At 36.4% G+C, this 19,693-nt stretch carries 19 protein-coding genes; 3 read left to right on the forward strand and 16 right to left on the reverse strand.

Annotation, left to right across the window (positions count from 1 at the left end; all coding sequences use genetic code 11):
* Positions 1 to 841: 841 nt before the first annotated feature.
* Both H509_RS0100395 and H509_RS0100400 read right to left on the reverse strand, forming a co-directional pair.
* On the reverse strand, positions 842 to 1,210 hold the full coding sequence (locus tag H509_RS0100395; RefSeq protein ID WP_028543322.1) for a DUF6713 family protein: 369 nt from the start codon (positions 1,208 to 1,210) through the stop codon (positions 842 to 844).
* A gap of 363 nt (positions 1,211 to 1,573) precedes the next feature.
* Positions 1,574 to 2,485, reverse strand: a complete 912-nt coding sequence (locus H509_RS0100400; RefSeq protein WP_028543323.1) for a helix-turn-helix transcriptional regulator — start codon at positions 2,483 to 2,485, stop codon at positions 1,574 to 1,576.
* Positions 2,486 to 2,583: 98 nt separating this feature from the next.
* Between H509_RS0100400 and H509_RS0100405 the strand changes: the two genes are divergently transcribed.
* From H509_RS0100405 to H509_RS28105, 3 genes are all read left to right on the forward strand, one after another.
* Positions 2,584 to 3,528 carry an alpha/beta fold hydrolase gene (locus H509_RS0100405; protein WP_028543324.1) on the forward strand — a complete coding sequence of 315 codons (945 nt, stop codon included), beginning with the start codon at positions 2,584 to 2,586 and terminating at the stop codon, positions 3,526 to 3,528.
* Between the two features lie 153 nt (positions 3,529 to 3,681).
* Positions 3,682 to 3,915 carry an NAD(P)-binding domain-containing protein gene (locus H509_RS28695; RefSeq protein WP_028543325.1) on the forward strand — a complete coding sequence of 78 codons (234 nt, stop codon included), beginning with the start codon at positions 3,682 to 3,684 and terminating at the stop codon, positions 3,913 to 3,915.
* Positions 3,916 to 4,172: 257 nt separating this feature from the next.
* Complete coding sequence (locus H509_RS28105) at positions 4,173 to 4,391, forward strand: hypothetical protein (RefSeq protein WP_211234288.1); 219 nt, start codon at positions 4,173 to 4,175, stop codon at positions 4,389 to 4,391.
* 47 nt (positions 4,392 to 4,438) lie between these two features.
* Here H509_RS28105 and H509_RS0100415 read toward each other — a convergent pair whose 3' ends face one another.
* The 14 genes from H509_RS0100415 to H509_RS26540 form a co-directional block, all read right to left on the reverse strand.
* Positions 4,439 to 4,984 carry a hypothetical protein gene (locus H509_RS0100415; protein WP_157277382.1) on the reverse strand — a complete coding sequence of 182 codons (546 nt, stop codon included), beginning with the start codon at positions 4,982 to 4,984 and terminating at the stop codon, positions 4,439 to 4,441.
* Positions 4,956 to 5,309, reverse strand: coding sequence for an ATP-binding protein (locus H509_RS28700; RefSeq protein ID WP_084159018.1), 354 nt, complete (start codon positions 5,307 to 5,309; stop codon positions 4,956 to 4,958). The genes H509_RS0100415 and H509_RS28700 overlap by 29 nt, the downstream gene beginning before the upstream one ends.
* A 130-nt stretch (positions 5,310 to 5,439) precedes the next feature.
* Positions 5,440 to 6,690, reverse strand: a complete 1,251-nt coding sequence (locus H509_RS0100430; protein ID WP_028543328.1) for a hypothetical protein — start codon at positions 6,688 to 6,690, stop codon at positions 5,440 to 5,442.
* A 322-nt stretch (positions 6,691 to 7,012) separates the two neighbouring features.
* Positions 7,013 to 7,747, reverse strand: coding sequence for a sacsin N-terminal ATP-binding-like domain-containing protein (locus H509_RS23885; protein ID WP_036695732.1), 735 nt, complete (start codon positions 7,745 to 7,747; stop codon positions 7,013 to 7,015).
* 728 nt (positions 7,748 to 8,475) lie between these two features.
* Entirely contained in the window at positions 8,476 to 8,781 is a 306-nt protein-coding gene (locus H509_RS0100450) for a hypothetical protein (protein ID WP_028543330.1), read from the reverse strand.
* 5 nt (positions 8,782 to 8,786) lie between these two features.
* On the reverse strand, positions 8,787 to 9,908 hold the full coding sequence (locus tag H509_RS0100455) for a hypothetical protein (protein WP_028543331.1): 1,122 nt from the start codon (positions 9,906 to 9,908) through the stop codon (positions 8,787 to 8,789).
* Positions 9,909 to 9,912: 4 nt separating this feature from the next.
* Positions 9,913 to 10,578, reverse strand: coding sequence for an MvdC/MvdD family ATP grasp protein (locus H509_RS0100460; RefSeq protein WP_211234289.1), 666 nt, complete (start codon positions 10,576 to 10,578; stop codon positions 9,913 to 9,915).
* A gap of 413 nt (positions 10,579 to 10,991) precedes the next feature.
* Positions 10,992 to 12,149, reverse strand: a complete 1,158-nt coding sequence (locus H509_RS0100465; RefSeq protein ID WP_028543333.1) for a UvrD-helicase domain-containing protein — start codon at positions 12,147 to 12,149, stop codon at positions 10,992 to 10,994.
* On the reverse strand, positions 12,103 to 13,731 hold the full coding sequence (locus H509_RS0100470; RefSeq protein WP_028543334.1) for an ATP-dependent nuclease: 1,629 nt from the start codon (positions 13,729 to 13,731) through the stop codon (positions 12,103 to 12,105). The genes H509_RS0100465 and H509_RS0100470 overlap by 47 nt, the downstream gene beginning before the upstream one ends.
* A gap of 97 nt (positions 13,732 to 13,828) precedes the next feature.
* Complete coding sequence (locus H509_RS27015; RefSeq protein ID WP_084159019.1) at positions 13,829 to 14,752, reverse strand: AlbA family DNA-binding domain-containing protein; 924 nt, start codon at positions 14,750 to 14,752, stop codon at positions 13,829 to 13,831.
* A 411-nt stretch (positions 14,753 to 15,163) separates the two neighbouring features.
* Complete coding sequence (locus tag H509_RS0100490) at positions 15,164 to 16,555, reverse strand: TnsD family Tn7-like transposition protein (protein WP_084159020.1); 1,392 nt, start codon at positions 16,553 to 16,555, stop codon at positions 15,164 to 15,166.
* The gene (locus tag H509_RS0100495) at positions 16,531 to 17,016 is read right to left on the reverse strand and encodes a TniQ family protein (protein WP_028543337.1); all 486 of its coding nucleotides are present in this window, start codon (positions 17,014 to 17,016) and stop codon (positions 16,531 to 16,533) included. The genes H509_RS0100490 and H509_RS0100495 overlap by 25 nt, the downstream gene beginning before the upstream one ends.
* A gap of 3 nt (positions 17,017 to 17,019) precedes the next feature.
* On the reverse strand, positions 17,020 to 18,744 hold the full coding sequence (locus H509_RS0100500; protein WP_084159021.1) for a TnsD family Tn7-like transposition protein: 1,725 nt from the start codon (positions 18,742 to 18,744) through the stop codon (positions 17,020 to 17,022).
* A 56-nt stretch (positions 18,745 to 18,800) separates the two neighbouring features.
* Positions 18,801 to 19,667: a hypothetical protein gene (locus tag H509_RS26540; protein ID WP_157277388.1), complete on the reverse strand. Its 867-nt coding sequence runs from the start codon at positions 19,665 to 19,667 to the stop codon at positions 18,801 to 18,803.
* Positions 19,668 to 19,693 lie beyond the last annotated feature (26 nt).

The raw sequence follows: 19,693 nt of genomic DNA on the forward strand, positions 1-19,693 counted from the left end.
CCTGCGTTTTTAGAGTTGAAGATTTTACCTCATTATATCACAAAACCCAATGCCCATTTCTACTTCTTAAAAGCATATAGCTATATTCTGCATAAATTGAATTTATCAGTAAAGCCTAAATGGCTTGTCTATTGATTCATAAGATATGATAAGTAATCCAACTCGAATTATTAACAAATGCTTGTCGTATACCATGTCGAAGCTCCGCAAGGATCACACTGGCTGTTTATTTCCCTACTTCTCTCATTTTGGCTGCCCGCCCCGGTGCATCCAAAAGAATCAGGAGCTCGAGCTGCAGGCTCACTGCTCAGCCGTTTGCTAATCGCCATGCCAGTCTACTACTTTATTTTCTTTCGTCAAGAAGCAGGCATGATATGCTGCCTAGCATCGCGAAATACTTGTGCTTCGAAGCTCTCGCGAGTACTCATCCCCACATAGGTTCCATGTCAAATCGCTCTGTTAGATTAGTAAACGTATATCACTACCAGTATAGCGAAGAGCCTTATTTAATTTACTAACCATCCAGTTTTCAAATTTTATTTAACCAAGCTCATTAAAATTTTAGCTAGTGTTTCCATTCGAAATACCCCCTATAAATAATAAAGTCCCGATGAGCATTTGCATCACCGGGACTGACATAGATGGTTCACGACTTTTTTACTGGTTCACTATTTTATATATCATCTGACAATCGGCAGCCTTGGACGAGAAAATAAACTCCTAGACTGCCTCTGCTTTATTAAACAATCGTTTTCTTGTTAGCATAGTCGTCAGTGCTTTATTATATGAGTTTTAATATTGCTATCGATTCAAACATCTTTGTTGTTGATATTATGGGTACTCAGTTATTAAATAGTAATACTAAATGAATAGCCGCAAGAATTCCCATTGGATAAATAATTGTTCTTGAAAAAGTATTTTTAAATCCATTACGGGGGTGCTTTTCAAAAAATAGGTGCAGGATTGCATGTATGATTAAAAATAAATCTAGGACCCAAAAAGTAACTGTCTGATATTTACTAAAAAGTAAATAGAGTATTATTGTGTAAAGAGGAAGGTGAATAAAGGTGAATACTTTATAAGCTTTAGAATCTTCCATATCCTTAAGCACGATAAACAATCTCCACTCAGAACGTCTTATCGCATCCATTTCGTGCAAGAGAAATAAAGATAAGTTTATCAAGAATAACACTAGCAAGAGATCAGGCATTCAAAAATCCCCCTACAATTTTATTACTTTATGTTACTATACCCTAATAAATAAAGAGATCAAAATACTAATCGGACACAACATTATCACAATTTGGAAAACCATCTCCTAATTATTTGAGATCCCATACCACTTGTTAGTTTAATGACTGGCCGCCAGTCTAACACTTTATTTTTCATTAATTAGACTATTATAAATAGTGGATACTATGTTCAATTTATGAGAGAGCATATATCCACTATATTTATATATGATAGATTCATTATTTAGATATCGATGTTACTGTTTACAATGTATATAATGTTAAGATTAAATACAAATATGATTCTACTTGTGGAGGGCGTAGCCCATAGCGGACCTTGATCAGGAATAGTTCTCCATCATTTGAGATAAATAATTTCTAAAGTCATCAACGTAGGTTTTGGGCTCTACAACTTTTAGATGAGTGCCGAAGCTTGCTAAAAGTTGAAATCCCATATAATTTTGAGGGACATATATGGTTGCTAATAAAAGTTCAGGACCATGGTCTTCAATACTTTTTCGACCATACCTTTCGATGATTTGATCTTTTATGCTAGGCGATATCCATGCCTTAATCGTGACGAATTGCGGTAAATAACTTGCTTCGTGTCCTTGCTCAGACCAATCGTCTCTTGGATGAAACGCGCGTTCATCCATAGAAATATGATCGATTCGGGATAACTTGAATGTTCGAGATCCCTGTCTATGTAAACAGAATCCTTTCAAGTACCAACTCGATTCGCTGAAATGCAGCTCATAGGGCTCAACCATTCTATCCGTTACAGCCCCGTCTTTATCTGTATAATTAAACGAAACCAGCCTTTTCTTTGTTATGGATTCTTGACATGTCTTTACGGTTTCAAGAATTTCGGATCGACCTTCCCAATCATAAAACGATAGTTGAATGGAACGATTAAGAGACAATGGACTAACCATTGCCTCTATTTTTTTTATCGTTCTTTCAACTTCTTCGGTAAGAAGAATTTGTTCCAATCCACCCAGCGCAGTTAATATATTCTGTAAATCGGAGCTGCTTAATAAGCGTTTATCCACCTTGTATTCATCCATTATGCCGAAGCCGCCTTTGACCCCAATGACAGAGTAGATGGGGATGTTGCACAAGCCCAATGTTTCCATATCGCGAAGGATCGTTCTTTTGGAGACATTGAATAGTTGTGAGAATTCCGTTGCCGCAACAACCTCTTTTTTCAGCAATATCATGATAATTGAAATGAGTCTCTCCACTTTGTCCATAATTGCCCTCTTTTTTAGATGATTTCAGAACGGTGACAATATGATGTCATCGTTTATCGATTATACTACATGTATCACAAGAAGGAGGTATTAATTCAATGTTTAATTCAACCAATTTTCCTAAACCCACCCTTATTTCAGTCAACGGTGTGGAACTTGAAGTGTTTGAAGCAGGCCGAGAAAACGCAGGAAAACCTATTGTACTCTGCCACGGGTGGCCAGAGCATGCCTTTTCTTGGCGCCATCAGATGGACGCTCTTGCTGCAGCGGGCTACCATGTCATCGTCCCCAACCAGCGGGGCTATGGCAACTCATCCCGTCCAACCGAAGTAACAGACTATGACATTGAACACTTGTCGGGTGATCTCGTCGCCCTTCTCGATCACTACGGATACGAAGACGCTACCTTTATCGGTCATGACTGGGGTGCATTCGTCGTTTGGGGACTGACCTTGTTGCATCCAAACCGCGTTAATAAAGTGATAAATCTGAGCTTGCCTTACCAAGAGCGCGGAGAAAAACCCTGGATCGAGTTCATGGAAGAAATACTTGGCGACAATTTCTATTTCGTCCACTTCAATCGACAGCCAGGCGTCGCGGACGCCGTATTCGAAGACAATACGTACAGGTTCCTTCGTAACCTGTACCGGAAGAACGAGCCTCTCAGAGCACCTGAGCCAGGTATGGCGTTGATCAATCTCGCCAACGCGGAAACACCGCTCGGTGAGCCCGTAATGAGCGAAAGCGAGCTGGCCGTTTACGTCTCCGCTTTTGAAACATCAGGGTTCTCGGGCAGCATAAATTGGTACAGGAACCTTGACCGCAACTGGCACTTATTGGCGGAGGTGAACCCAATCATCCAGCAGCCGACCCTCATGATCTACGGCGATCGGGATATGGTTGCGAAGTCTGAAAACCTGACAAAGTTCGTGCCCAATGTGGAAGTTGTCAATCTGGATTGCGGTCATTGGATCCAGGAAGAAAAGCCGGAGGAATCAAATAAAGCGATTTTGAGATGGCTGGAACAGCAGAATTCCATCTAGTCCCAAGAGCGTCATTTAGGAAGACCAATTTTTAAAGCATTCAACAATTTCTTAGCCTATACGCTAGAGCATCATGGGACTCCTGAAGGGACGGATGTACGCATTGCTATAGCGGTCGACGCTGACAATGACCTATCCCATAAAAAAATCATCATGGGTGTAGCAAACGAACTAGGCTTCGATGCCGTAGATAGCGGTTCTTTAAGCGATTCGTGGAGACAACAACCAGGAACTCCGGCGTACTGCACCGAACTTACAAAAGAGGAACTAGAAATAGCTTTAACTAAAGCGAATAAAGAAAAAGCACCATTTCTACGTGACAAGGTGATGGAAAAGCTGGTAGCTTCAGATGGTGATTTTCCATTCAAAATGTTGTTACGCAAATAGGGAAGTATTCGATTCATAAGTTAGAAACCTAATCAAGGTAATTGACGTTGAACTAACGAGGAACGACAGTTAAAAATAAAGGGTTCCACATATTAGTTATGCATAATATGTAGAACCCTTTATGTTATTTGATTCCCTTAAGTTTAGGTCTTGATAATTTTCAGTCTAACACTTTATTTTCTTCTGACACAATTTGTGTTGGGTGATAAAAATGTCGTGAACCATTTTTGTTGATTTTATTGTGTTTGCCAGAGTACGTGATAAAAGCGAAAAAAAGAAAGTTTGGAACCACTAGATATTACCATGAAAAGAAAGTTGGAAACCTGTTATCTAAAGTTGAAACCATAATCAGGACGTCTGCTAACATCATATATTGTAAGGAACTGTCCCAGTTAGGGGACAGCCCCTTTGGATTTGATGCTCACGAAGGCTTTGAGATGCTTGAACCTGCAGTTCCCAATTTAGTTTTTATCTAATAAATCCCTTGATAATTGCTAGCCGATGAACATTATTTAAAAAACCACTAAGTCTTATTATTGTGATTCAAGAGAATTGAAGCAAATTCATTGAAATCCGATGAGTACATGTTTTGAAAAGATACACCTAACCCATCTTTTAATTTTTCTATAAAAGCACCTACGCTCAGCATTATAAACTCTCTTCTTGATTCTTCAGCCAATTGTAACATGAGTGCAGGATTCTTAATCTTTTCAACTTTAGCATCGATCGCTCTTTTTTCATCTTCCCAGAAGCTTATATAGTCGAACCTATTGATTGAATAAACATCGGCTTTAACTATCGTTTTTTTATTATCATAATGCTCTATATCCTTATCAGACATTATAACGAACAATAATTTGTCATAGTAATTACTATCCCTCATAAGTTCTGAAACTTCATACATGCAGTTAAGAGACCTTAAATATCCATCGGTAACAATAGAAATAACGTAGTCATGGTCTTTTATAGTCTGCATATATTCATCAAGACCATCCTTGAATTTCAATTTATTAATATCCCTTGAGATTACAACTCTTCCATTAGTATTCTCCAAGATTTTTTGTTCCAAATATATCAGCAATACAACTATCATTGTGACAATACGATAAAAACACTTTAGTTTTCAACAACTCTATAACCTCCATGTTCTTATCGAAAATATAAGTAACGTTCTTAGATTTTATTTCAACATTGCTCTTATTTACTTTAATGCAGGCTAATGTTGTACCACGATACTCAAAAGTTACAATTGAAAACTCAACATGTTCGGCTAGGAAGCTTCTAACCATATTTTCATCGATAGTAAATGCAAATTTTCTAAGCATTAGCCTCTTACCATCATCTTTTACTCCAAAAACGATAAATCCTCCTTCTGAATTTGAAAAGGCCGATATATTTACTTATCGTTTCCTCTGAAGAAACTGGGTGAATATATATAATGCTATTCCTATCCGATTGTTCTACTTTCTTCATAATAAAGTCAATCATACACCCTCCCTAAAATATGGCGTTTTTGACTATATGCTATCCAAGTGGAATTACAGTAAACTCGGTTGTTCTAAGTATATCTCCTAAAGTAATCATTCGTGTATTTCCTTGACCATCATACGTCCATAATTCGTAGTTAGTATCATCTAGAGCCTCAATCTCTTGATCATAATAAAAAATTATTTTGTTCTGATAACCAGGTCGAATAACTATTCTAATCTCTTTTCCATCTTTTTTTGCTCGAAAAACTGTTTCTGAGTACTTTTGTTCTATCCAATCTTCTAGAGATTCAGCAAGATGATATTTTTTTATATCATTTAAATAAATGTATACTTTTTCAATTGTTTCTTCTAACATCGAATTAAACTTCTCACGAGCATAACTAGAATTTGATGAGATATGTACTAATCGAGACCTTATTTCTTCACCAGACATGCTACTCAAATTATCGATCAACTCAGCGATTCTATGATGGTTATTAATCATGTCGTCTAATTGCTCATACTCGATATTATTACTTTCTATTTTTTCAGCAATTTTTAATCTTCTTATATTCTCTTCTGGCGTAGAAAGAAGATTCCTTTTGTTATAAAGCTGATCAAATAGCTCTTCGCTCGGTTTAGGATTTTCAAGGAACCAATTAGTTAACCTATTAAAAATACCCTGATGTTCATTACTTCTTTGTTTATTATTTAGGGTTTCATCTGAGAGAATTTGATTAATTTTATCCTGAATTCTCTTTGCTACAACTCTATTGTCTATTTTCTTTTTTATGATGTCTTCTGGTAGCTTTACCTCTCTAACCAGCAGACTTTCAATTAAATTGTCACCTAAATCACTTACTATTTTTTTTAATACATTATCTATATTGTCGTCGAGTGAAATCTTTGATACTTCTATAAATTTGTCATTTTGGCTTAGAACCCATGCATCTTGAGTAAAATCATCCTCACCTTTAATCTTAATCCACAAGGAGTAGTATTTATTCAACCATGTATATAGCGGATCTATGTTTCCATTAAACTTCCCTTTAAACTCTTCTAAACTCTTATTTTTCATTTCTTTATTAATATAGGGTATATCAATTTTGACTTGACCAATTTTATACCATTCTAAGTATGTATCTTTTGTAGGGATACGGAATTTTGCATATGAATTAACTAGTTCCCAGAATTCATTACTTACTTCTTCTGAAACATACCAATTCGGTATTCCAATTAAATCTTGTGTGTTATTTTTCAATGCAGCTCTATAACCGCTATAATTCCCATTTAAATTAACATCCACAATCGGTAACTACTCATATATATTTACTATTTCAGTCCTAAAATGCTTTTGTACAGTTGAATCTTTTGATTTGGAAAGATGGCATAAATTATACATGCTCTTCCACTGATTTTTACAACCTATATTTAAAAGCTCACCATATAGTTTTACAGCTCTTTCGAGATACTCTCTATTTTCTTGATTACCTTCAAGGATTCCATTTCTATCTCTCTCAACATCGAACTTTGAGCAGTTTATAATAGCTGGGAAGCAGAATTCTTCTGTCCCCACTAGAGGGAAATTGCAAAATAATTTCGGTATTTTATCTGGAAAAGGTAATACCTCAGTGACTCTTCCATTTTTGTTCCCGAACAAATGCGAGTATTGATAACTCACCTTCTGACTTAATCAATATATTAAATCGATCTATTCTATCCTTTGACGTTTTATTTATTCTAATTAGCCGACCTTCGGTGACTTTTATTTCAGAATCCACTGTAAATTCAATTCCATTATACATAATCGATGAGATTGAATTATTTATTGCTAATACAAAGGGTGCCGACTTATTCAAATCTGTTAACCCCCCCGTAATAGCTTCTCGTGTCTCTATAGAGTTACTCGAGTCGTAACTAAAGCTAGTCTTCCATCTATTTTGCATCATTGTATTATGTTCATTATTGTTATTTTGTTTCATCTTCACAAGTGAGCTCAGTGTATCCTTTATATTATCTCTTATTTCTGTGTATGAAGTTCCACTCCTATCGATTAATAAATTTAAATCCATATACATGTTGGAGCTCTTTTTAAGTACACCACTTATCGTAACTTTTTCGGATAATAAATGTGTTGAGATAAAACCAGTTCCGAACTTCCCTGTTTTCTCCTCGACATCGCCTTCCTTTGAAGATATTTGTGTTATTAAATCAACTAGGTTTTCATAGGTAAATGGAACTCCATTGTGAGAAAATTCTAGCTTGCTTTCGTTATTAATTGATATATTAATGTTTGTCTTCTTATCATTAGGCGTACAGTCAGAAGCATTCTGAATTAGTTCCCATACCCATCTCCTTCTCATTATTTCTTTCTATTCTGAAGCCTGTCCTCTCAACTTTTTCATTTCAGCCCATATCGTATTTGCACCAGCATCAAATACTTTCTCAAGCAAATTTTCATCCATTTTTGATCCTCCACTTGGAACTAACCTTTAATAATGTGAATTAGTATAATTTATATATCAGGCATCAATATACCATTTTCACTATACTTGACCATTTAAGTGTGAAAAATATCTCAAAAAGGTGGTTTTATATCCACAATTAATTTGCGTTATACTGTAATATTCGGAAGCTTTGCTCTGCCGCGCATGTTGGTGTAGCCTCTTGAAGTCTTGTTTCGCGTTCCGTTCAACATAGGAAAATACAGCTGCAATAGCATCTTAATTCGCACTTAATCAAAATTAAACAACCAGTCGCCGGTTAAATCCCGACGACCGGCTGCCTAGAATTGAAAGATATTTTGATCCCTGTCATCTTGAATACTTCCATCGTTTGGAGTTAGATTCTTGTACTAAGAACGGATTCTACCCGGTGACGAATGCTCTACTTACCCCAGAACTAAGAAGATTTTAATATGGATTGTCAACAGTAAATCAAACAACTTTTTTAAGAGCTCTTGACGATACTGAACAGGCGTTATATCGCCTAAGGTTTTTACAGGCATGCCAGGTGCTCAGGATCAAGACTTTTAAAATGATTGTTTTCCTAGATTCTTTTCAAAAACTGTCTTGATTAAGATGGCCGTTTTTTATGATAAATGAAAATAAAATTCGTCCGGGTCTGTATTTTCCACAACAAAAGTTGTTTTGCCATCTTTTTCTTTACCAAACAGAAGTTCATCAGGCTCAGAACTCTCAATGGAGCGTGTTTCACGTCTACTATATAAGACAAGCTCGTCCGGGTCTGAAACCTCAATTTGTGCAGTCTCCCTTTTGAAATCGTCACTACTTAGTTTAATTTCGTCTGGGTCTGTATTTTCAACTTGTTCTGTGATAATAGAAGGGTCGTCTGAAGTCATTATATTTACATACCGGGCTATGTAGGGTTTTTTCATGTTTGTCACCTCCTTTCAGTTATTACTACCAAATGGCCGTCCTTAGATAAACCATGAAGTTTCTCTTGAACTTCTATAACATCTATATTATGAACGTTATATGTCTGTATTAATCCTAGTAAACTTTTATACTTATCCGTATGAGTAGTACCTGTTTTAATAAACATAATTCGCTTTAATTTGTCTTCTAGTAATTGAGATTCAATTTCTTGCAGATTTGTCTTTTGATCACTAAGAATAGCAAACAATGATTTACTTAAATCCAGATGCAAAGTTTGATTATTACTTGTAACTAAAAAAGGTATTTGAGACTGTTCATCAAAAATACCAACGCTCAGGTGAAAGCCTAGTAGTACTAAGCTGATAATAAGAATAGATTTTACGTAGCTTTCAATATTTAAAATTAGTGAAACATCTTCAGTATTTTCATTATTCCGGAGTTGGTATTCTAGATAAATGCCATTAATAAATGTTCTTTCTGGGCTTTCCGAATTCTTCACCTTTGCATATGAAAATTGTTCATACGACTTTACTTTAATAAATCCAAAAAAAAGCGAAACGAAATTGTATAAATTATAAAGCAAGAGGACACTAAGATAAAAGTAACAAAGAGCGATCCAGAAAGGCTTTTCAATTAATTCCGGTAATTGCAAAACAGGTGGGACATATATAGGAACAAGAAAAGCAATGACAGCAAGATAAGCTAATAATTTATTAAATGTCTTGCTGTTCCTCTCTTTTACCTGATCCATCTTATACATTAAGGTCTCTTTGTAAGCGATATGTTCTGACTTGTCTTTCCCACTAAGAAAAGTATCATGCTTAGACCATAAATCATCCTTTTTCTCTTGAGAATATTCTCTTTTATATTGTGAAATGTGAAGTTTATAAAAAAACTTAAATCCCTTTGAAAAAGGGGTTTCCGCTCCTTGAACCCCTTTACGCCAAAAACCAAATGTTAATATGTAAATAACTGACACACCTAAGTGCAGACTAAAAAGGGATATTCTTAGCTCTTTGGAATTTGGTTTTAACGTCCCGAAATTAGCATCATCTGTAAGATTAAAAAAGGGGAATATCCAAGGTAAACTCTTTGCAAAAGCATAGCATTTAATTGGTTTATTCATTGAGTTAGCTCCCCTTTATCAAGTAATCTACGATTTTTTGGGATATTGGAATATTTAAAAGTTGTTCCAACCAAAGCCATTGTCCATTTGGATTAACCTCCAGAAAACAATATTCTTGCCCAACTTTAATAAAGTCAAATGCACCATATGCCAAATCTAGTTGTTTCATCAATTTAAAGCATTGATCCAACACTTGTTGGGGTAATTCGACGAGCTGATAATTATTTCTAGCCCCCTTTCTTCTCCAGTCGACCATATTGCTTGATTCTATGCGTACTGCAAAAACAAATTCTCCAATGATGGTAACTCGGTATTCACCATCTACTTTGTCTACATAATGTTGAAAGTAAGCCGGCGAAACGTCAAGGTTGTCAATCGGCTCTGAAGACACTACCATGTTTGTTTGAATGGTTTCCCATCCCTCTATTGTCCTAATACGGCCAGTTGATAACGGTTTAACAACCGAAGGGTTAGACGCAATAAATTTATCCGCTGATTCTGCTACATTCGTAATTAAACTTTGAGGTAGCTTAAAACCAATTGAGGTTGCGAAATTCATTTGAACCACTTTATTTTCTGCTCTCCTTAAAATGGAGGGTCTAGTAAGACAGTTTTGCCCAGATGATTCAGCGACTCCATCAATAAGGCTTAATATCTCTTTCTGCATCATAGGAATATAATAGGGATTATACGCAGATAGTTCTGGAAATGCGGGCTTTCGGTATAATAGCCCTTGAACTTCATTATTCTTAATCTCCCATCCTGATACTGAATCGCTAATTTGTATGTAATTATTTCGAACTTCAAAGCAATATCTTCCAAATCGGTCGACATCTATTCTTAGCCACGTAACCGATTCTTTATATTGATTGACAAGATAATCAACAGTTAAATCTTTAGATTGAGTTATTATTAGTACAGGGGGCATGAGTAAGTATCCTTTCTTTAATTAACATCTGAGAGTTTGCAGCTATCTTGAACCATAGCCCTAATAACAAAATAAAGGACATCATTTCCCCTGATGTTGAGACAAATTTTTCAATTGAGTTCCTCCTGGTATATGTGCCCTAAGTCTTGTATCATCTAAATCCCAAATTTTAGAACTTTAATCTCACTATCACCTAAATTCATGCTATCTTCAAAGAAGTATGTGTTGGCCTCGAATTTTTCAACCACAAATGCCAAGCTAAACTTTGCTCGAGTGACACCAACAAAATATTTATCCGGAGCCTTCAATCGACTACCGGGATCCAATAAAAATGAATAAAGTGGTTTATTGGGGAAAATTAAAACACGTTCTAACGTCATCCCTTTACTGACCCCAAAGTTTATCGAAGGATACCCCAAGGTCGTCGTTCTGGCATCGTATTTTAAAATAGATGGTTTTAAGTGTTCAATATAAGCATGTACATCAGCTTGAAGAATCTGAAAAACCCCGATAGCCGGTTCTTCGGCTTCTAGCAGTCCAACAATCGGGTCCTCTGGGTATACCAGATTCGCAAAGTTTGCTATATCAGAAACAAATCGTTTGGAAGTGTTATTTTTAATAATGTTTATTTGATGTGATTCTTTGCAAGTCTCAAGATAACTAAAAACATGCATACCACCCTTTTTTCTATCCGATTTCGGATTGTGGGTCTTAAGAGTTGCTTGTTTGTAGTCTCCGACACAATGAGTTTTGATGGATGAAAGGAATAAAAGTTCAAGGAGTTCTATATCTTTTCCCACCAGGTCCTGCAACTCATCAATATAGATGCATGCATATGTTTCCTCAAGCCTTTTTAAGACAGCGCCCTTTGATAATTGATTTAAGAGAAGTGCAAACTCAGTAGCGTTGTTAGCTTTTACATCGTTGTTCTTATTCAAAAAATACGACACGGTTTTTTTTCTTGTATAATCAACACCATATGTCCTAGAAAAATCAAAAGACTTTATTTGACTGGTTACTCCCAAAAAGCTTCTCTGATATGGCCTAATTAATTCTTTTAATATGAATTGAAACCATGTGCTTATAACAACATTTTTATCGAGTACGCCATTATTTTGCTTCGCATACTCTTTCTTTATTGAGTAAACACCTTTATTCGTGTAAGACAGCATCAATATTTTCTTAGTGGATTTCTCAGTTATAGACTTTGCTTCACTACACATTCCGTATGTTTTACCCGAGCCAGCACAAGCAATAACCAATGTATTATCGTATCGCATTTTTAATATACGCAGGATATTCGATACATTCATCTGAATCAAATACCCTCATCCCCCATTCAGCTTTATTGTTAAGCATGAAAGATTCTATTTCTGTTACATTTTTTTTGACCATTGAATTCCCTTTAGAGATAACCCGTTTAAACTTTTTAAAGACTTCCTCTTCAACTGAGTTGACAGCCAGGACACTAGGTTCAAGTGTATGAAGTGTTTCATTAGTTTCATAATCTATTGCTATCAAATCACTATGTGCCTTGATGTATTCCTTATATTTATCTATGATATTTCGTTGAACATCTCCATCATTGTCCGTGATAATTCGTAATGGTTTTCTTACTAAAATGGCTAAATCACAATATCTTTTAAATGCTAATGAATCAACTGTAATGACATCCACTCCATTTTCAATTGGCAGCTTTCCGTGAACATCTTTGTAAGCGCGTTGAATAATTAATTCATCAGTCGGCCCTTCAACCAATATCACTTTTTCTGCCAATAGAAAACGAACAGTCCCGTAACCGGGCAATTTTTTAAAAAAATCCATAGTATCAGGGGTTACAGCATCCAGCTGATTTGCGTTTCCCTTATACAGGAGAATTATATTTTTAAGGCCTAATTTATTTGCTACAAAACTGCTGTGTGTTGATATAAAGACCTGTTTATTCTCATCTTGATTTATTTTTGAAATCAGACGTGACATATTACCAAATGCTAAATTATTTTCAGGCTCCTCGAACAATACTATATTAGATTTCTCAGTATCTTGTTTAAATACGAGTTCCATTTTAATTAGATTCTGAGTACCAAACCCCATATCTTCAAAAGGAATATTCTCGACTTCGATTGAAACCTCGTTCATCCATGATTCGAGCACATCTTCCTGCATACCAAACTTAATAGCTTTATCATCAAGTTTTTCTTCTACTGCTAACCTTTCATTAAGGGCTAAAACGTTCGGATTGTTATTAAATTCGTGTTTCATTTTTCTATATGCCCTAGTTAAATGTACTTTTTCATCATCAGATAAATTGTTAGTAATTCTTGAATTAATAAATTTATTTACTGCTGAGTCATAATCTTTTTGTGTAGTATCAATCAGAGATACCTTTACTGGAAAAGTTCTAAATATAATTGGATTGTCACCAAAATCTCTCCAACTTACTTTATAAAACTCAACTGGTATATCATAAATCTCTCCATTTTCTAACATCGTTTGAAATGCAAGTGAATAATCAGGATTAAACTCAACACTCATACGAATGCCCGGACAGTCTTCACCAAACTCATTATTTGTTCCTTTATATCCAGAGTTATTGCCATCATTCTCGAAATAAGCTTCAACAACTATAGAAGGCAATTCTTCAATTTTCTGAGAAGGATCTGCAATAATTTCTTTGAAATTGAAGCGAGATTCATAGTTGAAAAAGGATGCCTTAAATTGACGCTCAAAGGACGAATTATTTATTCTTCCACTCAGAAGGACTTGAATTATTTCAAGTAATGTGCTTTTACCAGAATTATTATCGCCAACAAAAATATTGCAACCACTATTGAGTTTTATCAGAACATCTTTAAACATTTTATAATTCCTAATATAAAGTTTTTTCATCTTCATAGTGAGCTCTCCCCAAATTCCATATAGAATACCTGTTAACCATCCTCTTTTAAATAGAATACTAGATCGATAGTTTTGATACTCACATGCTATTAAATCAGCTATGCGTCCGAAACTTATGTGAAATTCCCTTCTGTTCTTTCACCTTCCAAAGAAAGTCGCCATCTACAAAAACACTTGCATTATTCATTGTTGCAGAACATCGTTTTTCTCGTGCATCCACTAGCAGAAGCTCAAAATCAAATTGTTCAGCACCTACGCCGTTTTCATCAATATTTAGTCTAAAAGGGTCTAATGATAGAAAACCAACCATTAAGTGTCCAACTACTTCTGATTTTGGCGGCAATGATAATTTGAAGTCCGCTCCCATGAATTCATCCAAACCATACACTTGATGTCTTGATAACTCTTTTCCATAATCATTGCGGATGAACAACGTGCCCCCGATTATCGTAATAGGCAATTCAGTTGTATTCGCTAATACAACTTTTATAAATGCGTAACCTTCTGTATCATGTACGGCGTATAAGGCATGTTCTAGAAATCTTATCTCGAACTGTCCTTTGTTTAAATACATATAATCAAAGTCGCTGCGTTTAGCCACTGTATTCGTACTTCCTTTGCGAATTAAGCAATACCCTTCGTTCAGTCTGTCAAATCTCTTCCTCATCATGTATGGCTTATTTTCTGTTTTATAAATCTTAAAAACACCTAACACTGCGCCTTTGTATACATATCTGAAATAATCAAACTGTATTTCCGGTTCGATATTATTCAGAACCAACTGCACATAATTAGATGAATCTATAAATTCTTTCGGATCTATTCCCTTTATCTCCTTACCTTCTGGTCGATCCTTGACTCCAATAATGATGAATTTATCTCCACTATGCCGTGAATTAGCCATCGCCATTATATCCATTAGTAAATCCATACTCTTGTCTTTATGGTATTGTCTTTCTTTGAAGTCCAGATATTCGCACTCATAGCCAAATTCGATTAATTCAATAATCTTATCCATAGACACCTCGCTATAACCTTATGTACAACGGACTATATGTTTACTGTAAAAATTCGACATCAATCAAGAAAATCCTACTTCATTCACAGAAATACCCATAATAAACCCAACCATAGTGGCATATAAAAAGGATGAGCAGCGCAATTATAGTTCGCTATGCTCATCCTTTTTATATCAGGTCATGCACTTTTTCTGTTGGCTTTACATCTAGTTCTCCTGTATATTTCTTATACATTGGACTAGATGTCTTTATGTTTTCTAATGAATATCCCTTCTTATTATTTTTCTTCATCTGACTAATAATTACGGGGAGATATCGGAGCAAAATATTGTTCACTAAAGATGGGGCGTCCAGCAAACAGCTTTGACTGAACTTTCTGGACAACCCCCTCCGTTTCCCACATTAACCATCTAAAGTTCTAATAATTTTAAAGTTAAGATCCTTTTTAATTCTTCGGGTATAGTTCTATACGATCTCCGATAAGATTGAATAGTCTCTATCGATATTTCCTTATAGTTATAATGAGTTCTTAATTGTCTTACTAACGCTGGTAAATGCCGTAATTGGTATTGCTCCTTTGTTTCTGCAGCATTATGTAAGACTTTGCTTGTCTTAGGTAAATTTCTAATATAGTTTTTAATCCGACCACTGTCTGTTTTCGTTAAAGCTTTTAGGATGGAGTATGTTCCTACTCTTGTAGGAGGGTTTGATTTAATTAACAACTCAGAGACTTCCCTCACTCGTTTCGAGAGTACTTCATCAACTTTATTCCAGTCATAATTATTTTTAGACTTCGATTTTGGCAGCTGCCCTTCCAACCAATCAGCATCAAACTTCTTCAACCATTGATAAGGTCTCGAGCATTTCCGACAAATTTCATACCTGCTGCAGTTTGGATTATCTTTAATAATTGTCTCTACCTTAGCACGATAAGCATCTCTTTGTAACATATGTTTGTCTGAAAGAGTACTACAACTTTCAATATTTGAGAATAAAACCTTACTAAGAGTACCTTTAACTGCATTCACTGAGCAGTATAGTCGTGCTGCTATCTCTTCAATTGATTTCCCTTTATTAAACAGTTCAATACTTTCATCTCTTTTGGACGCCGATAGGCACACTTTAGGCATTTTATTATTGTACCCTTTCGTCCAGCTCCAGAGTAACGCATACTCCGACTCGCAAGTTGGACAATAAAACTTTCCAGTGAGCCCTCTATACATATTATCAATACGGTTACATCTTTTTATTACTAACTTCAGATAATCCGGGCAATGTTTATTGCGACATGGCCATGGACCGTAACCAAAAGGGATTTGCAACGCATACGGGGAAGATCTCAAAATAAATTTTCTAAAGGATTTACCTATAAATCGAAACAGCAAAAGTAAGAAAGGAAGATTGATATATACGATTGAGTCATTCCATAGCACTCTTTCAACAGTATTTCTTTGCATTATATACTCTTGAGTCAATCCCACACTCATTAAATCATCCAAAGAGTAATACTGGAGAAACTCCTTAACCAAAGTTTTCCGACGAGTCTTAACATCATTTGTTAAATATCCTTTTGAGTGAAGATGCTCAAATAACCGCTGCCGGATAAGATCCAAAGATAAGACGTTCTTGTTACTAATAATCGAGTTTAGATCAGCGATCAGCTGGTCTTGAATACCACTAACAATTTCTTTCTCATCAAGTATAACTGGATGACCAGCTTTACATTCCCCGCTAATCCCTTCGTATCCAAGCTTAGAACCACAACTGCATTCACTAATTAAATGCAAATCATGCTTGTACATTTGTGAATAAAGGCAAATTGATGTTCACGGTGTATGTATCCTGTACCATATCTAGATTCATCTTCTTTTATACACATCGGACAATACTTGATGTCAACATCTATACATCTCCCATACTTGTTACCGGCTAATTTACCAACGAAGCTCTCATTCAGATTTCCTCCTATCTTTATTTCATTAAAAATCCTGTCTTTATGCTTATCAGGAAGAAAGGGGAGGAACCATGGTAATAATGTATGATTTTCTATAATAGTCTCAGTAGAAAGGAGCGCTTGCTGAGGTAGTTTTTTAATGAGTAACCCTAGTCCTCTTGGGAATAATGCAAACTCCGACTTCGCCCCGAACAAGTCGATATTCGTATTTATTATTTCTTTGTTCATTACATGCACGTGATAGCGGTACAAAATGCTCCGAAAATCCTCCCCTGGAAGCGGAGTTGGAAAATACGCCAGTTGATTCATGCTCTACGCTCCTCTGTCTAAAAGTTCTTTAAACTTCTCTTGAACAGGCGGCCTTAAGGGGAAATTCAAACCCGCAAGCTTTAATATTCGCCAGCCTGTGGCCATTTCTGTACCTTCAATTATTTTTGCAGCCCATAGCAATCTTCGAATTTGATATTCCTCAGTGCTTTCGATAGATCCTTGGATCAACTCTTTTGTAGCCGGCAACTTATCTAGACTCTTCTTAAGAATTTTGTTTGACAATATACTCGTATTGATTGCTCTTGCAATCGAGCTGACAGTAATTCTTAGCGGCGCATCTAAAGCTTGGAGTTTCTGCACGGCACTCTTCACTTCTCTATATAGAAGTTCATCTCTCTTTCCCCAATCGATTCTGGGTGCAGCATGTCCTTTATTGAGCCTACTCTTTCGCAGGGATTTTACAACAGCATCACGGTAATAGACATTGCACTCCATATTTGTTAGAGCAGCTTTTAACAACTCAGTTTGTCTCTTTACAGTATTAGGATCCACACCTAAAATGGTAGCTTTCTCACGTAGTGATTTGTTAGTCTGGTTAAGCACATTCAGTTGAGATAACCACACTTCTCCGAATGTTTTAATCCTTCCAATCTTTAGCCTGTCATCCTTACATGTATCTGGTCCTCTTCTGGAGTATACAAATCCACATGAGCAGGTGAATGTTCCGACAGGAAGAGCAGTTTTTGAGCACCGAGTAATTTTACATTCATCGACCACGTTATTTCCGAAATGAACGGCAGCTTTGTTCAAACACGGCCAAGTCCCCTGTCCGAACGGTCTATAGTACCCTGATGATTTCATTCTCTCTATGGATTCACCAAGAAATCTGCATAGTAACAGATGCCTCAAAGGCTGTATAATCTCCCCGTCACCTCTAACCAATTTATGAAGCCACGTATCTGTTCCTTCGACATCAATATCGCAGTGAAGGATATCAAGCAATTGTTCGGAATAAAAATTTCTAAAATCATTAATTAGCTTCTTGTGCCTATTTCTATTTCCAGCAGTGAGGTATCCCTTTTTATACAGCGCGTTCCTGTAATTAGGAGCATTATGATTTGAAGGTGATTTTAAAAGTAATGCAGACTTTTCAGCAAGAAATTGAAGATGACTCACCCAGGAAGGGTCAATCTTGAAACTCAGACCGCTACTCTCGTTTATATGTGAAATAGGAATAAAAGCAAATTTATGATCACGCGTTGAATACATGACTGTACTTTGAAGCAGTGGTATCTTATGCTTCTCACAAATAACAACACCAGGAAGTTGGTGAGAGCGATGCCAGTATGGCTCTAACCGTGCACTTTCCTCTTGATAACATAGTAAGCAATACTTTAGATGGCTCGGAGACTTAATTTGTCCTGCTAATAAGCCCAGACTTGCATGGATAATTCTAAATTCAGTCTCCTCGACCATCAACAACTTAGTCTGTGCGCATTTTTCAACATGTAAATAAAACGAGTAATATGGGAACAACGTATGATACCGAATTAATTGCTCAACAGTATATTGCTTCTCCAACCGGCTTGCTAATCGGCCAAGATGACTCGGGAGATCTGCAGTCGCGCAAACCAATCGCTCTCCGAACAAATCCTCAATCGTCTGTCTCTGTGTACGGTTTCCTGATCGTAAATGATACCTGGCTATGCCGCTATACAGTAATTCGTCTTCATAAAGAGAAGGAAAATGAGCTAGCAATAGAATCACCCTTTCACAAGATCCTATTGTCAGTTTTCCCTATCTAGAGCTCCTCTAGTACAATGTTAAACAATCAACTTTGAAATATCGTCAGATGAAGGTATGCTCCCCATCTCTACCAAATTGTCGTAGATTCCGTCTACTCCATCAGCATTCTGTAATGCGTTTCGCAGATCATCCTCATCCAGATTTAGAGGCTGCTTTCGCTTCGTTGATTTTGGCCTTGTTTCATTCTTACATTCTTCCATGTTCTCTGACTCGTTTCCAATCTCCGCCGCGGCACGCGACGAGACCATCTCTACTACCTGCTTCCTTAAATCTATGAGATCTCTCTCAGCTTCATGGGAGTGTAATATTCGCCGTGCTATCTCTTCAGCTGTTTCGGATGATCCGCCAAAATCTATAGCAGTCTTAACCAACTCAATATATTTCTTCTGATCATACTCCACTTTGTCTTCTCTATTGAGCTTGGACCTAATTTCACCTTGCAGATTAACCTTCTCTGAAGATTTTTTGAGATACTGATCTAACACGTTCCATTCAGGGTAAAGGTCATCCACCAAAGACAGAAGATCAGGGTCATTTCGACGCAATATCTTCAACATCGGCTGAACAAGCTGCATATGCCGTTTTGCCACAGATTTCAAAAGCCCTGCGGTAATCCTCTCGTCTTTTGACTCATCAGCCTCCATTGCTTCCCATTGAGCCAACATATATAGCTTGACCGCAATATCAACAATTCCTTGAGACAACTGGTACATCGTTTTATTAATAGACTCAGTTAATAGCGCGGGCTTGGCAGTCCATTGATATTTCCACAAAGAATCGATGAAATAATCCCATTCCTCTCCTTCCACCAATCGGTCCATAATAAGGTCACCTTGACCAGTGCTTCTTCTAGCTTGACTGAATGATCCGGATAATAGCCGCATTGCCTTAAATGTGCCAATAAGTATTA

The organism is Paenibacillus taiwanensis DSM 18679 (assembly GCF_000425125.1).
Lineage (GTDB): Bacteria > Bacillota > Bacilli > Paenibacillales > Paenibacillaceae > Paenibacillus_B > Paenibacillus_B taiwanensis.